This is a genomic window from Leisingera sp. XS_AS12 (assembly GCF_041224635.1).
Taxonomy (GTDB): domain Bacteria; phylum Pseudomonadota; class Alphaproteobacteria; order Rhodobacterales; family Rhodobacteraceae; genus Leisingera.
This window is the reverse complement of record NZ_JBGFGM010000128.1, coordinates 275941-289356: the sequence shown is the minus strand read 5'-3', so window position 1 is coordinate 289356 and position 13416 is coordinate 275941. Positions and strand designations below refer to the sequence as shown.

Sequence of the window (13416 nt, the reverse complement as noted above, 5' to 3'; positions counted from 1 at the left end):
TTCTGTCCAGCCCCGGACGGCCGGGACTGTCAGGTGCCGTTCTTGCGCAGATTGCGCGCCGAGCTGGTCATCTCGTCATACTGGCCCGAGGGGCGGAATTTCCACAGGTAGTCCGGCAGAACCGAGCCAAGCGCCACCGGGCTGATACCCAGATCCACAAAACCCCGGGCGCCGTCGGCCACCACATTGTCGGACTTCAGGCTTTTCAGCTGATCTCGGGTCAACATCTTGTTCTCGATCAGCTGAAAGCTGGCCTTCTGCAGGATGTCGAACCCCAGCGCGACCAGATATGCCATGAACCCCGGCAGCGACAGGATAATGCGGCGGCGATGGATCACCTCCAGCATCTGCGCCATCAGCGCGCGGAAGGTCTTCACCTCCGGCCCGCCCAGCTCATAGACGCCCGGTTCGACCTCGCCCGAGGCCCCCTTGACCGCGGCCTTGGCCACATCGTCCACGAACACCGGCTGGAACCGGGTCTCACCCGCCGCGATCGGCAGCACCGGCGACAGGCGGGTCATGCCGGCAAAGCGGTTGAAGAAGCCATCCTCGGCCCCGAAGATCACCGAGGGACGCAGGATCACCGCGCTTGGGAAATGCTCCAGAACCGCAGCCTCGCCTGCGGCCTTGGTACGGGAATAGGCGCTGGCAGCGTTCGGATCTGCGCCGATGGCCGAGATATGCACCAGGCTGTCCACGCCTTCCTGCGCCGCGATGCGCGCAATGCGGCCCGCGCCTTCGGCATGAATGGCGCCGAATGTGTTCTTGCCCAGCTCATTCAGCACGCCCACGCAGTTCACCACCGCATCCGCGCCCTGCATGACGGCCGCCACCGAGGTGTCGTCACGGACATTGCAGAACACCGGTTCCACCTGGCCGGGCACACCGTAGGGTTTCACGTGCATGGCCTCGTTGGGACGACGCACCGCAACCCGCACTCGCCAGCCCTCCTTGGCCATACGCCGCGCAATATACCGACCGACAAAGCCGGATCCGCCATAAATCGTGACCAGTTTGGACATGTTTTGGCTCCTGAACTTAGCTGCCTTTATGCTCTAGCGCCGCGGGACACATCGAACAAGGCGCAATTCATCGGGTTTCCTCCGGATGTGGCACCAGATCCTGCAAAAAGCCGTTAACGCGTGCCGCATTCGCCGCATCTGGGAAAGGCCGCACAGGTCACGTTTTCCGTTTGACGGCCCCCGAAAACCCGCTTATACGCGCCTGCACGACACCTGCCCAGGTGGCGGAATTGGTAGACGCGCTAGCTTCAGGTGCTAGTGTCCGTATGGACGTGGAGGTTCGAGTCCTCTCCTGGGCACCATTCCCCGACATTGCGATATTGTAGTAAAACTACCCGGCGGGTTGCCGTGTGGTCCGGCGCCAAACCTGCGTCTTCGCCACTTGCACTGGCGCTGGACAGAGTTTAAACGACGTCCATCCGCAAGGCCTTCAGGTCAGGCGGAGAGGAAGAGTGCCGGTGTAGCTCAGCTGGTAGAGCACGTCATTCGTAATGATGGGGTCGTAGGTTCGAGTCCTATCACCGGCACCAGTCTTCCCCAGAGCTCCTACCCATCAGCATTCCCTGCGCTAGACGCTGACACCCTGCAGCACCGCCTCGCGGGACAAGTCGTTGCGGGTCCCCTCGAGCATAATTTCACCGCGGCGCAGGACAACCAAACGATCTGCCAGCTCATAGGCAAAATCAAAGTACTGCTCGACCAGTACAATCGCCATGCTGCCGGAGGCGCGCAGGTGGCGGATCACCTCGCCGATCTGCTGGATGATATTGGGCTGAATGCCCTCCGTCGGCTCATCCAGCAGCAGGAGCCGCGGCTTGGTGATCAGCGCGCGCGCAATCGCCAATTGCTGCTGCTGGCCACCGGACAGATCGCCGCCGCGGCGGTTCTGCATCTTCTTCAGCACCGGAAACAGATCGAAAATCTCGTCCGGCACAAAATGCTCAGACGCCGGAAGGCAGGAAAACCCGGTCTCCAGATTCTCGCGCACCGTCAGCAGCGGAAAGATCTCGCGCCCCTGCGGCACATAGGCGACACCCTTCCAGGCCATCCGATGCGCGGGCAACACGCCCAGGGTCTCGCCGCCCAGCTCCAGACGGCCGCCGGAGCGCGGATGCGCGCCGGAGATCGCCTTCATCAGGCTGGTCTTGCCGACGCCATTGGTGCCCATCACGCAGGTCACCTCGCCCTCGCGGGCCTCCATCGAGATCCCGTTGAGGATTTGCGAATGCCCGTAATGCAGGGTCAGATCGGATAGTTTCAGCATCTCTCAGCGCCCCAGGTAGACGTCGATGACGTCCTGATTGGATGTAACATGGTCGAGGCTGCCCTCGGCCAGAACCGAGCCTTCGTGCAGCACCGTGACCTTGCAGTTCAGCCGCCGCACGAACTCCATATCGTGCTCCACCACCACAACGGCGCGGGTCCTGGCCGCCTGCACCAGCAAATCGGTGGTGTGCTCGCGCTCCTGCGGGGTCATGCCGGCGGCTGGCTCGTCCACCAGCAGCAGCCGCGGCTCCTGCGCCAGCAGCATGCCGATTTCCAGCCACTGCTTCTGTCCGTGGCTCAGCTCGCCCGACTTGCGACGCAGCGCGTCCTTCAGGCCGATCTCTTCGGCCAGCTCCGCGACCCGGTCCAGATCTTCGGGGCTGGGCCGGTAAAACAGCACCCCCAGCCAGCCGCGGGTGTTCTTCAGCGCCATCAGCAGGTTTTCCTGCACGGTCTGATCCTCGAACACCGTGGGTTTCTGGAACTTCCGCCCGACGCCTGCCTGGGCAATCGCCGCCTCGCTCATCCGCAAGAGCGACACCGATTTCTCGCCCCAGATCACCCGGCCCTCGTCCGGGCGGGTCTTGCCGGTGATGATGTCCATGAAGGTCGTCTTGCCCGCCCCGTTGGGGCCGATCACGGCGCGCAACTCGGCATCGGCGATGCGGAACGACAGGTTGTTGATGGCGCGGAAGCCGTCAAAGCTGACGGAGACGCCGCTCACCTCAAGAAGAGTACTCATTGGCTGGCCTCCTTTTCGCGCAGCGCGCCGTCGTCCGGGCCAAGGTCCGCACCATGGCGGTCGGCCCGCCGCCGCGCCCAGAGGTCAAACAGCCCGCCGATCCCTTGCGGCGCAAACAGGGTGACCAGCACAAAGGACACGCCCAGAAGCACCTGCCACCAGTCGACCCATTTGATCGTGTAGAACCCAAAGGACACATCGGGCGCCTGCCCACCGGTGAACCAGGTGCTGAGCAGGCTGACAAACCCCGCGCCGATCACCGCGCCGTACAGCCGTCCACGCCCGCCGATGGCAACCCAGACCGCCAGGTAGATCGAGGCGATGGGGGCCATTTCCTCGGGGTTGATGATGCCCGCCTGCGGGTAGTAAAGCGCGCCCGCGATGGCGGCGATACAGGCAGTCAGGGTAAAGACCGCCAGCTTGTAGACCTCGACCGAGTAGCCAAGGAAGCGCACCCGCGCCTCGTTGTCTCGGATGCCGCGCACGACAGAGCCGAACTTGCCCGACACCAGCCAGGCCGCCAGCAGGAACCCCAGCCCGAGCGCCACCGCCGAGGCCCAGAGGAACCACACCGACACCACCGATTGCGGGGCGCTGACGCCGGGCAGGTTCTGCAGGCCCGACAGCCCATTGTTGCCGCGCAGGCCGCTGTCGTTCTGAAACAGGTACAGCGCCAGCGCCAGGGTCATCGCCTGGGTCAGGATCGACAGGTACACGCCGGTCACCCGGCTGCGGAACGCCAGCCAGCCGAACAGCAGCGCGAGCACGCCCGGCACCAGCACCACCAGCGCCAGCTGCAAAGCCAGACTGTCGGCAAACGCCCAGATCAGCGGAAACTCGGACGATCCCACGACACCGAAGATCTGGTTGCCGATGGCGTCCGTGACCTCTGCCGCGGAGGGCGGGATGTCGCCCTGGGTCAGCGACTCGGCCACGATCAGCCGGGTGCGCTCATACATCAGCCACATGCCGATCATGTAGCCGCCCAGCCCGAAGAAGGCGAAATGCCCCAGCGACAGGATGCCGGCAAAGCCCCAGACCAGGTCCATCGCCACCGCGATCAGGCACAGGCACAGGGTCTTGCCCAGCGTCTTGATGAAACTGGTGGAGATCACGCCGATGCCAAAGCCCTCCGACAGGACGGTGACACCAAAGGTGAACAGCGACAGGATGGCCAGAAAGATCAGAACCGAAGGGTTCCTGGCGATAAAGCTGCGTTCCATGGCTCAATCCCCCGCCGCGCGGCCCTTGAGGGCGATGATCCCCCGCGGCCGGAACTGGATGAAAATGATGATGAAGATGATCATGTAGGTCTGCGCCGCCAGCGTGTTCGAGGGGTTGGCCCACTCGATCCCCTTTTGCAAAAAGCCGATCATCCCGGCCCCGGCCAGCGCGCCCCAGATGTTGCCGACCCCGCCGACAACCACGGTCATGAAGCTCTGCACGATATAGTCGTTGCCAAGGTCCGAGGTCACCTTGGCGAACAGGCCGATGGCGACACCGGCAATGCCGGCAATGCCGGAACCCAGCCCGAAGGTCAGCATGTTGACCCGGCCCGGATTGATCCCCATCGATCCCGCCATGCGCGGGTTCTGCGTCACCGCGCGCATCTCCAGCCCCAGCCGGGTGCGCTTCATGATGAACAGGAACAGGCCGAGGAAGATCAGCGCCAGAACGAAGATCGCGATGCGGATATAGCTGATCGACACCACGTCGTTCAGCACCCACGCGCCGTCCAGCCAGCCCGGCGCGGTCAGCGGCCGCGCCTGTGTGCCAAAGATGTTCTTGGCCAGCTGCTGCAGCGCGATGGAGATCCCGAAGGTCGCCAGCAGCGTCTCCAGCGGGCGGGCATAGAGCCAGCGGATCACCAGCCGCTCCATCGCAACCCCCATGGCGAAGGTCACGGCAAAGGCCATCGGAATCGCCACGATGATCGACAGCGTGTGGTCGGGGATGATCTGCTGCACGACATAGCCGGTGTAGGCGCCCATCATGATGAACTCGCCGTGGGCCATGTTAATGACCCCCATCACGCCAAAGGTGATGGCCAGCCCGATCGCGGCCAGAAAATAGATCGAGGCCAGAGATACCGCGTCCAGCGTCAGGTCCAGTGTCTGGTTCATGCCGACCTTCAGCGCGATCTGCTCCAGCGCGGTTTCGGCGGCAGCGGTGACCTCGGTGGCGGGTTCCGCGTAAGTGTCAAAGAACACATGGGCGCCCAGCGCAGCATCCATATCGGCGGCGGTGACCAATGGCGGCACCTTGCCCTCTGCGGCCAGCGCCGCATAGGCCCGGCTGCGGCCATCCTCTGCGCTCAGCTGCGCCAACGGCACACCGCCGACCCGGCCGCCTTCGATGTTGTCTGCCAGTGCAGCGCGGATGGCGTCCGCCGACACACGTGGCATCGCCAGGTTGTTTTCCACCAGCAGATCATAGGCTTGCTCTCTGGTCAGCTCGTCCGATCCCGGCGTAAGCACCGCGGCAAGATTGGCGTCTTCCGGCAGCGCCAATGCAGCCTGCCGCGTGGTCGCCACCAGAGGATTCAACGCCGCGCGCACATCAAGGCCCAGATCGCCGGACATGTCCGCGATGGCCGCAACACGGGCAGCGGTATCGGCGTCATAGCCGATGGTCAAAAGCCGCTCCAGCCGCCGTTTCTGCGCCTTGATCTGCGCGTCAGGTTCCCCGTCGATCGAAGCGCGCAGCGGCGCCAGCAAGGAGGCCTCGGGATCGCGGGCGATCGACTCCAGCGCCGCCAGCCGCTTGGCGCGGTCCGGGTCGCTCAGCTGGAACTGCACCAGCGCGGTGGCGATCAGCGCCCGCACGCCGCTGTTGGGTTTCAACTGCTTGAGCGCGGATTTGTCAAAGCTGCCCACAGTCTCGCCGCTGTCGAAATCGGTCAGTACATAGCTGCCGCCCTCGCCCTTTGCCCCGGCAAAGAAGTACCCGTCCGCCTTGCGCATCCACATGTCCTTGGAGGCCCAGCTTTCCAGCATGGTCTGCGCCTGCGGCAGCCCGCTGGCGGCAATGGCATCGATGGCCGGCTGGATCGTCTTGCGGGAGCTTTTGAGAATGGCCGCCTGATGCGCCTGCAGCACCGGCTGCAGCGCGGTCTCCTGGGCACTGGCCGTCATGCAGGCGCACAGGAGTGCGAGGCCCGCAAGGAATAGTCGTAACATCTGCTGAAACCTGATTGTCTTGGGGAGCGTCCCGGTGCGGGGCGGGCCGCCGGGCCCACCCCGCCGTTCGGGTCAGTAGTTCGACAGCGTCTGAACGCAGGTCTCGGTCTCGGTGTTGTACATGCCGCAGCCGAGATCCTTCCAATCCGACTTCAGCACCGCCGATTCCGGCAGGTAGTCGGTCCAGGCATCGCCCGGCACCACGTCGGTTTCGCTGATGATGTCAAACTGGCCGTCCGCCTGGATCTCGCCGATCAGCACCGGCTTGGCCAGATGGTGGTTCGGCAGCATCACCGCGGTGCCGCCGGTCAGGTTCGGGTATTCCTGCCCGTACATCGCCGCGCGCACCGCGTCCACTTCGGTGGTGCCCGCCTCGGTCGCGGCGTTCACCCACATGTTGAAGCCGATGTAATGCGCCTCCATCGGATCGTTGGTCACCCGGTCTTCACCCATGGTGGCTTTCCAGGTCTTCACAAACTCGGCATTGGCCTCGGTGTCTGCCGACTGGAAGTAGTTCCAGGCCGCCAGATGGCCCACCAGATTGGCGGTATCGAGGCCCGACAGTTCTTCCTCGCCGACCGAGAAGGCGACGACCGGAATGTCATCCGCCGACACCCCCGCCGCCGCGAGTTCCTTGTAGAAACCGATGTTGGCGTCGCCGTTGATGGTCGAGATCACGCCGACTTTCTTGCCGTCGGCGCCCAGCGCCACCACGTCGGCGACGATCTTGGACCAGTCGGAATGGCCGAAGGGCGTGTAGTTCACGAAGATATCGGAATCCGCCACGCCCTTCTGCTTCAGGTAGCTTTCGAGGATGTTATTGGTGGTCCTGGGGTAGACATAGTCCGTGCCGAGCAGAGCAAATTTCTCGACCCCCAGTTCCTCCAGGAAATAGTCGGTAGCAGGGATGGCCTGCTGGTTCGGGGCCGCGCCGGTGTAAAAGACGTTCTTCGAGGACTCCTCGCCCTCGTACTGCACCGGGTAGAACAGCAGCCCGTTCAGCTCCTCGATCACCGGCAGCACCGACTTGCGGCTGACGGAGGTCCAGTTGCCGAAGATCACGTCGACCTCATGCACGGTCAGCAGCTCGCGCGCCTTTTCGGCAAACAGCGGCCAGTCGGAGGCGGGGTCGACCACGACCGCCTCCAGCTGCTTGCCCAGAAGGCCGCCCTTGGCGTTCTGCTGGTCGATCAGCATCAGCATGGTGTCTTTCAGGGTGGTTTCCGAAATCGCCATCGTGCCGGACAGCGAGTGCAGCACGCCGACCTTGATGGTGTCGTCTTCGGCCAGCGCGGCAGTGGCCATGGCAGCGAAAACGACCGACCCGGCGAGCGTGGATTTGAGAGATGTCATGTAATCCTCCAAGCGGGGCCGGAACGGAGGGCTTGCGCGCAGGCGCAGTCTTCCTCTACCTGATCCCCGCAACTGTTGTTGCGATCCGTGCGGCGGTTGTTGTCGAGGTCCAAGTCGCGCAGCCGCCGCACACCCCCCGGGCGTTGTCGCCTCTCTGGGTGGCTCCACGCTCGCTGCATTGCGGCGAACTTGGCAACAGGCCCGAGCCGCGCTGGCGGAAATCAGCGGCCTCTGCCCAATTTTTCATCCCGCAGCAGGGCTTTTGTCCAAAAAACGGTCACCCGCAGGGGAATTGGCCCCGCCGCTGCACGCCACATTGGCATTCGCGGGACCCAGCGGGGAAACAAGAGGCACCGAAAGATGTCCGACAGGTGCCCGATCACACAACCTGCCCCCATATCCCCGCACGCAGCCGCGCCCTGCGCACCGGCGATACCGCCGCGGGCGCGTGGCGCAGTGCAGCTTGGCAGCAAGCGGCTTGGCCAGCGCTCTGTGCTGGACGGCTTGCGCCAGTCGGGATCCTTCAAATGCCTGTTTCCGCGCACCACTTCGGACGCGCTGGAGGCGGTACTGCTGAACACCGCGGGCGGGATCACCGGCGGCGATGCCTTTGATCTGACGGCACAGGCCGGGGCGGGCACCACGCTGACCCTGACCACACAGGCCTGCGAGCGGGCCTATCAGGCGCGGCCCGGCCCCTACGGGCAGGTCCGCAACCAGCTGGCAATCGGCCCTGGCGCGCGGCTGAACTGGCTGCCGCAGGAGACCATCCTGTTTGAAGGCAGCGCGCTGGACCGGCAGCTGCGGGCCGATCTGGCCGAGGATGCCAGCCTGCTGCTGGTGGAGCCCATGGTGTTCGGGCGCGCCGCCATGGGCGAGCGGCTGAACCGCATCCGGCTGCGCGACCGGATCGAGATCCGCCGCGCAGGTCGGCCGGTCTTTCTGGACGCGATGCGCTTTGCCGGTGATCTCAGCGCGTATCTGGCCCGGCCGCATGTGGCGAACGGCGCCGGTGCGATGGCACTGATTGTCTTTGCCGCCGCCAGTGCCGAAGCCCAGCTGGACCCGGTCCGCCGGATGCTGCCCGATAGCGCCGGCGCCAGCCTGCTGGACCCCGATCTACTGGTGATCCGGATCCTCGCGGCCGACAGTTTCGAGCTGCGCCGCGCCATGCTGCCGGTGCTGCGGCGGCTGAACCCCGACCCTCTCCCCCGATGCTGGATGATATGACATGAACCTGACCCCGCGTGAAAAAGACAAGCTGCTGGTCGCCATGGCCGCCGAGGTCGCCCGCAAACGGCTGGCGCGCGGCGTGCGTCTGAACCACCCCGAGGCCATCGCCCTGATCACCGATGCTGTGGTCGAGGGCGCCCGCGACGGCCGCTCGGTTGCCGACATGATGCAGGCCGGCGCCGAGGTTATCCGCCGCGAGGACTGCATGGAGGGCGTGCCCGAGATGATCCACGAGGTCCAGGTCGAGGCCACCTTCCCCGATGGCACCAAGCTGGTCACCGTCCACAACCCCATCCGCTAACCCGTCATAGGAGTCTCCCCATGAACCGCATCCTGTTCCCCGCGCTCGTCCTCTCCGGTCCCGCGATGGCCCACAGCCAGCCCCATGTGCACGCCCATGGCATCGATTACGCCACTTTGGGCGCTGGCCTGGCGGTGGTGGCCGCGATTGCCGTCTTCCTGCTGTCGAAGCTGCCGAAATGATCCCCGGCGAGCTGTTCCCGGCCGCGGGCGAAATCACCCTGAACGCGGGCGCCGAGGCGGTGACGCTGATGGTCGCAAACACCGGCGACCGCCCGGTACAGGTCGGCTCGCACTATCATTTTGCCGAAACCAACCCGGCGCTGGAGTTTGACCGTGCCGCGGCACGCGGGCTGCGGCTGGACATCGCCCCCGGCACCGCGGTGCGGTTCGAGCCGGGCCAGCGCCGCGAGGTGCAGCTGATCCCGATCGGCGGCGCGCGCCGCATCTTCGGTTTCAATCAACAGGTCATGGGGGCGCTCTGATGCCGGCAACAATCAACCGTGCGGAGTACGCCGCCATGTTCGGCCCCACCACCGGCGACAGGCTGCGGCTGGCCGACACCGATCTGGTGATCGAGGTGGAGCGCGACCTGACCACCTATGGCGAGGAGGTCAAGTTCGGCGGCGGCAAGGTGATCCGCGACGGCATGGGCCAGTCGCAGGCCACCCGCGCCGAGGGCGCGATGGACACTGTCATCACCAATGCGCTGATCGTCGACCACTCCGGCATCTACAAGGCCGACGTCGGGCTGAAGGACGGCCGCATCGCCAAGATCGGCAAGGCGGGCAACCCGGACACCCAATCCGGTGTCGACATCATCGCAGGCCCCGGCACCGAGGTGATCGCCGGCGAGGGCCGCATCCTGACCGCGGGCGGTTTTGACAGCCACATCCACTTCATCTGCCCGCAGCAGATCGAGGATGCGCTGCATTCCGGCCTGACCACCATGCTGGGCGGCGGCACCGGCCCGGCCCATGGCACGCTGGCCACCACCTGCACCCCCGGCCCCTGGCATATCGGGCGGATGCTGCAGGCAGCGGACGCCTTCCCGATGAACCTCGCCTTTGCGGGCAAGGGCAACGCCTCGCTGCCCGCCGCGATCGAGGAACAGGTGAAGGGCGGCGCCTGCGCGCTGAAGCTGCACGAGGACTGGGGCACCACCCCCGCTGCCATCGACTGCTGCCTTGGTGTGGCGGACGCGATGGACGTGCAGGTGATGATCCACACTGATACGCTCAATGAATCCGGCTTTGTGGAACATACGGTCGGCGCCATGAAGGGTCGCACCATCCACGCCTTCCACACCGAAGGTGCGGGCGGCGGCCATGCCCCGGACATCATCAAGATCTGCGGCGAGAACCACGTTCTGCCCTCCTCGACCAACCCGACGCGTCCCTTCACCGTGAACACCGTCGAGGAACACCTCGACATGCTCATGGTCTGCCATCACCTCGACAAGTCGATCCCCGAGGACGTCGCCTTTGCCGAGAGCCGCATCCGGCGCGAGACCATCGCCGCCGAGGATATCCTGCACGACATGGGCGCGTTTTCGATCATCGCCTCCGACAGCCAGGCCATGGGCCGGGTGGGCGAGGTGCTGATCCGCACCTGGCAGACCGCCGACAAGATGAAGAAACAGCGCGGCCGGCTGCCGGAAGAGACCGGCGACAACGACAACTTCCGCGTCCGCCGCTATATCGCAAAATACACCATCAACCCGGCCATCGCGCATGGTCTCAGCCACGAGATCGGCTCAATCGAGCCCGGCAAGCGCGCCGATCTGGTGCTGTGGAACCCCGCGTTTTTCGGGGTTAAGCCGGAGATGGTGCTCCTGGGCGGCACCATTGCCTGCGCCCAGATGGGCGATCCCAACGCCTCCATCCCGACGCCGCAGCCGGTCTACAGCCGCCCGATGTTCGGCGCCTACGGGCGGTCGGTCGAACATTCCGCCGTCACCTTCGTCTCCGAGGCCGCGCAGGCAGATGGGATCGGCAATCGCCTGGGGCTCGCCAAGCAGACCGTGGCGGTGCGCAACACCCGCGACATCGGCAAGCGGGACCTGCGGCTGAACACCGCCACCCCGCAAGTGGAGGTCGACCCCGAAACCTACGAGGTGCGCGCAGACGGCGAACTGCTGACCTGCCAGCCCGCCGAAGTGCTGCCGATGGCGCAGCGCTATTTCCTGTACTGAAATCATGCATCAGGAGCATCAGATGATCAAAAATCCGGCATTGCGCTGCACACATCCCGGCTTTGCGGCGACCGCCCTACCAATTGCTGCACCTGCAGCATATGTTCGGAGCCATAGGGAGGAGTTCACTGGTAAAGGAGTGATCTCCAATGGCAAACTACGCAACGCAAACCACCGCACCGACCTTCGATCTGGCAGGCTTCTTGCGCCGCAGCGCGTCGGCAATCGGCAAGGCTTTCGTGATGATCTCGGAATCCAACGCTCGCATGCAGGCGGTTCAGCGCCTCAACGATATGAGCGATGCGCAGCTGGCCGAGCGCGGCCTGAAGCGCGAGGACATCGTCCACCACGTCTTCCGCGACACTTATTACGTCTGACGGATCTGCAGTCCAGCGTCCGGTCCCAACAGGGAGAAGCCGGATGCTGACTGCCCGCGTGTACCACGATCATGCACACGGCCAGCCGGATGGCCGGGTGTCACTCGATTACGATGGCCGCTTCCTGCGCCGCAAGATGCTGACCACTGACGCCGGCGAGGCCTTTCTGGTCGATCTGGCGCAGACGCGCTCGCTTGATCATGGCGGCGTGCTAAGGCTGGAAGATGGCCGCGAGATCGAAATCATCGCCGCCCCCGAGGAACTTCTGGAAGTGCGCGGCGAAAACCTGTTGCGGCTGGCCTGGCACATCGGGAACCGCCACACCCCCTGCCAGATCGAAGCGGAACGGCTGCTGATCCAGCGCGATCACGTGATCCGCGACATGCTGCAAAAACTGGGCGCCGAGCTCCGCCAGGTGGTGGAGCCCTTCACCCCGGAAGGCGGCGCATACGGGCACGGGCGGACCCATGGCCACGCCCACTGACTCTGCCATCCTGACGCTGACGCAATGGCTGTCGCCTGCCTATCCGGTGGGCGGCTTTGCCTATTCGCACGGGCTGGAGGCGGCGATCGATGTTGGCACGGTGGCCTCGGCGCAGGAGACCGGCGCGTGGATCACGGATGTTCTGGACCATGGCTCGGGCCGGTCCGACGCGCTGCTGCTGACGGCGGCGTACCATGCAGAAGATGCTGGCAAACTGGCCGAGATCGACGCTGCTGCCCGCGCCTTTTGCGCCTCGGCCGAACGGCTGAAGGAAACGGCATTGCTCGGGCGGGCCTTTGGCACCGTCACCGGCGATGTCTGGGCGCTGGAGCTGGCCGGGCTAACCTATCCTGTCGCTGTGGGGCGCGCCGCGCGGCTGCAGGATCTGCCGCTGCTGCTGACCACGCAGATGTTCCTGCAGGCCTTCGCCGCCAACCTCGTCGCAGTGGCCACCCGGCTGGTGCCGCTGGGCCAGACCGAGGCACAGCGCCTGATCCGCGATCTGACGCCGCTGTGCGCTGAGATTGCCCGGCAGGCGCTGCAGGGCAGCCTGCAGGATCTGAGCTCCACCGCCTTCCTCGCGGACATCGCGTCCATGCAACATGAAACCCAATATTCAAGGATTTTCCGGACATGAGCAGTCAAAACGGCCCGCTGCGCGTGGGCATCGGCGGCCCCGTCGGCGCCGGCAAGACCACCCTGACCGCCGCCCTTGCCGAGGCGCTGCGCAACCGCTGTTCAGTGGGGGTCATCACCAACGACATCTACACCCGCGAGGACGCCGAGGCGCTGATGCGGATGCAGATCCTGCCGCAGGACCGCATCATCGGCGTGGAGACCGGCGGCTGCCCGCATACCGCCATCCGCGAGGACGCCTCGATCAATCTTGCCGCGGTGGCAGAGATGCAGGCGCGCCACCCGGAGGTCGACGTGGTGCTGATCGAAAGCGGCGGCGACAACCTGTCGGCCACTTTCAGCCCCGAGCTGGCGGATCTGACACTCTATGTGATCGACGTCGCCGCGGGCGAGGAAATCCCCCGCAAGGGCGGCCCGGCGATCACCAAATCCGACCTGCTGATCATCAACAAGACCGACCTCGCGCCGCATGTCGGCGCCTCGCTCGAGGTGATGGAGCGCGACGCTGGCCGGATGCGCAAGGGACGGCCCTTCGTGTTCTCCGCCCTGCGCCACCGTCAGGGGGTGGCACAGATCGTCGACCACCTGGTGCAGATGGGCGGGCTGCAACTGGCCGAACCAGCGTAAGGC

Annotated in this window: 15 protein-coding genes and 2 tRNA genes; 11 read left to right on the top strand and 6 right to left on the bottom strand. The window is 65.2% G+C overall.

The annotated features are described in order from the left end of the window. Nucleotides 1-29: 29 nt before the first annotated feature. Nucleotides 30-1022 (bottom strand): complex I NDUFA9 subunit family protein, encoded by a 993-nt coding sequence (locus AB9K35_RS23415; protein WP_369929857.1) that lies wholly within the window; start codon nucleotides 1020-1022, stop codon nucleotides 30-32. Nucleotides 1023-1237: 215 nt separating this feature from the next. Here AB9K35_RS23415 and AB9K35_RS23410 point away from each other — a divergent pair. Further along, nucleotides 1238-1324 (top strand) — tRNA-Leu (locus tag AB9K35_RS23410). Nucleotides 1325-1476: 152 nt separating this feature from the next. Beyond that, nucleotides 1477-1552 (top strand) — tRNA-Thr (locus AB9K35_RS23405). A 38-nt stretch (nucleotides 1553-1590) separates the two neighbouring features. On the opposite strand, the gene urtE is transcribed toward AB9K35_RS23405, so the two are convergent. The 5 genes from urtE to urtA form a co-directional block, all read right to left on the bottom strand. After that, nucleotides 1591-2286, bottom strand: a complete 696-nt coding sequence (gene urtE, locus AB9K35_RS23400) for an urea ABC transporter ATP-binding subunit UrtE (RefSeq protein WP_369929856.1) — start codon at nucleotides 2284-2286, stop codon at nucleotides 1591-1593. 3 nt (nucleotides 2287-2289) lie between these two features. Beyond that, nucleotides 2290-3030, bottom strand: a complete 741-nt coding sequence (gene urtD, locus AB9K35_RS23395; RefSeq protein WP_369929854.1) for an urea ABC transporter ATP-binding protein UrtD — start codon at nucleotides 3028-3030, stop codon at nucleotides 2290-2292. Next, nucleotides 3027-4253, bottom strand: a complete 1227-nt coding sequence (gene urtC, locus AB9K35_RS23390; protein WP_369929852.1) for an urea ABC transporter permease subunit UrtC — start codon at nucleotides 4251-4253, stop codon at nucleotides 3027-3029. Before urtC ends, urtD begins: the two co-directional genes overlap by 4 nt. Before the next feature lie 3 nt (nucleotides 4254-4256). After that, nucleotides 4257-6209 (bottom strand): urea ABC transporter permease subunit UrtB, encoded by a 1953-nt coding sequence (gene urtB / locus AB9K35_RS23385; protein WP_369929850.1) that lies wholly within the window; start codon nucleotides 6207-6209, stop codon nucleotides 4257-4259. 72 nt (nucleotides 6210-6281) lie between these two features. After that, the gene (gene urtA, locus AB9K35_RS23380) at nucleotides 6282-7562 is read right to left on the bottom strand and encodes an urea ABC transporter substrate-binding protein (RefSeq protein ID WP_369929848.1); all 1281 of its coding nucleotides are present in this window, start codon (nucleotides 7560-7562) and stop codon (nucleotides 6282-6284) included. A gap of 456 nt (nucleotides 7563-8018) precedes the next feature. On the opposite strand from urtA, the gene AB9K35_RS23375 reads away from it, so the two are divergent. The 9 genes from AB9K35_RS23375 to ureG all read left to right on the top strand — a co-directional run bounded on the left by AB9K35_RS23375 (nucleotide 8019) and on the right by ureG (nucleotide 13413). Next, nucleotides 8019-8792 carry an urease accessory protein UreD gene (locus AB9K35_RS23375; RefSeq protein WP_369929846.1) on the top strand — a complete coding sequence of 258 codons (774 nt, stop codon included), beginning with the start codon at nucleotides 8019-8021 and terminating at the stop codon, nucleotides 8790-8792. A 1-nt stretch (nucleotide 8793) separates the two neighbouring features. Continuing rightward, a complete protein-coding gene (locus tag AB9K35_RS23370; RefSeq protein WP_369929844.1) occupies nucleotides 8794-9096 on the top strand; it encodes an urease subunit gamma in 303 nt (100 codons plus the stop codon). Between the two features lie 20 nt (nucleotides 9097-9116). Continuing rightward, the gene (locus AB9K35_RS23365; RefSeq protein ID WP_222454459.1) at nucleotides 9117-9278 is read left to right on the top strand and encodes a hypothetical protein; all 162 of its coding nucleotides are present in this window, start codon (nucleotides 9117-9119) and stop codon (nucleotides 9276-9278) included. Beyond that, nucleotides 9275-9580: an urease subunit beta gene (locus AB9K35_RS23360; RefSeq protein WP_369929843.1), complete on the top strand. Its 306-nt coding sequence runs from the start codon at nucleotides 9275-9277 to the stop codon at nucleotides 9578-9580. The genes AB9K35_RS23365 and AB9K35_RS23360 overlap by 4 nt, the downstream gene beginning before the upstream one ends. Next, nucleotides 9580-11289, top strand: a complete 1710-nt coding sequence (gene ureC, locus AB9K35_RS23355) for an urease subunit alpha (RefSeq protein ID WP_369929841.1) — start codon at nucleotides 9580-9582, stop codon at nucleotides 11287-11289. The genes AB9K35_RS23360 and ureC overlap by 1 nt, the downstream gene beginning before the upstream one ends. Nucleotides 11290-11438: 149 nt before the next feature. Then, a complete protein-coding gene (locus AB9K35_RS23350) occupies nucleotides 11439-11666 on the top strand; it encodes a hypothetical protein (protein WP_222454456.1) in 228 nt (75 codons plus the stop codon). Nucleotides 11667-11709: 43 nt separating this feature from the next. Continuing rightward, nucleotides 11710-12150 (top strand): urease accessory protein UreE, encoded by a 441-nt coding sequence (ureE, locus tag AB9K35_RS23345; RefSeq protein WP_222454455.1) that lies wholly within the window; start codon nucleotides 11710-11712, stop codon nucleotides 12148-12150. After that, nucleotides 12134-12787: an urease accessory protein UreF gene (locus AB9K35_RS23340; protein ID WP_369929839.1), complete on the top strand. Its 654-nt coding sequence runs from the start codon at nucleotides 12134-12136 to the stop codon at nucleotides 12785-12787. Before ureE ends, AB9K35_RS23340 begins: the two co-directional genes overlap by 17 nt. Further along, on the top strand, nucleotides 12784-13413 hold the full coding sequence (gene ureG, locus AB9K35_RS23335; protein ID WP_369929837.1) for an urease accessory protein UreG: 630 nt from the start codon (nucleotides 12784-12786) through the stop codon (nucleotides 13411-13413). Before AB9K35_RS23340 ends, ureG begins: the two co-directional genes overlap by 4 nt. Nucleotides 13414-13416: the final 3 nt, after the last annotated feature.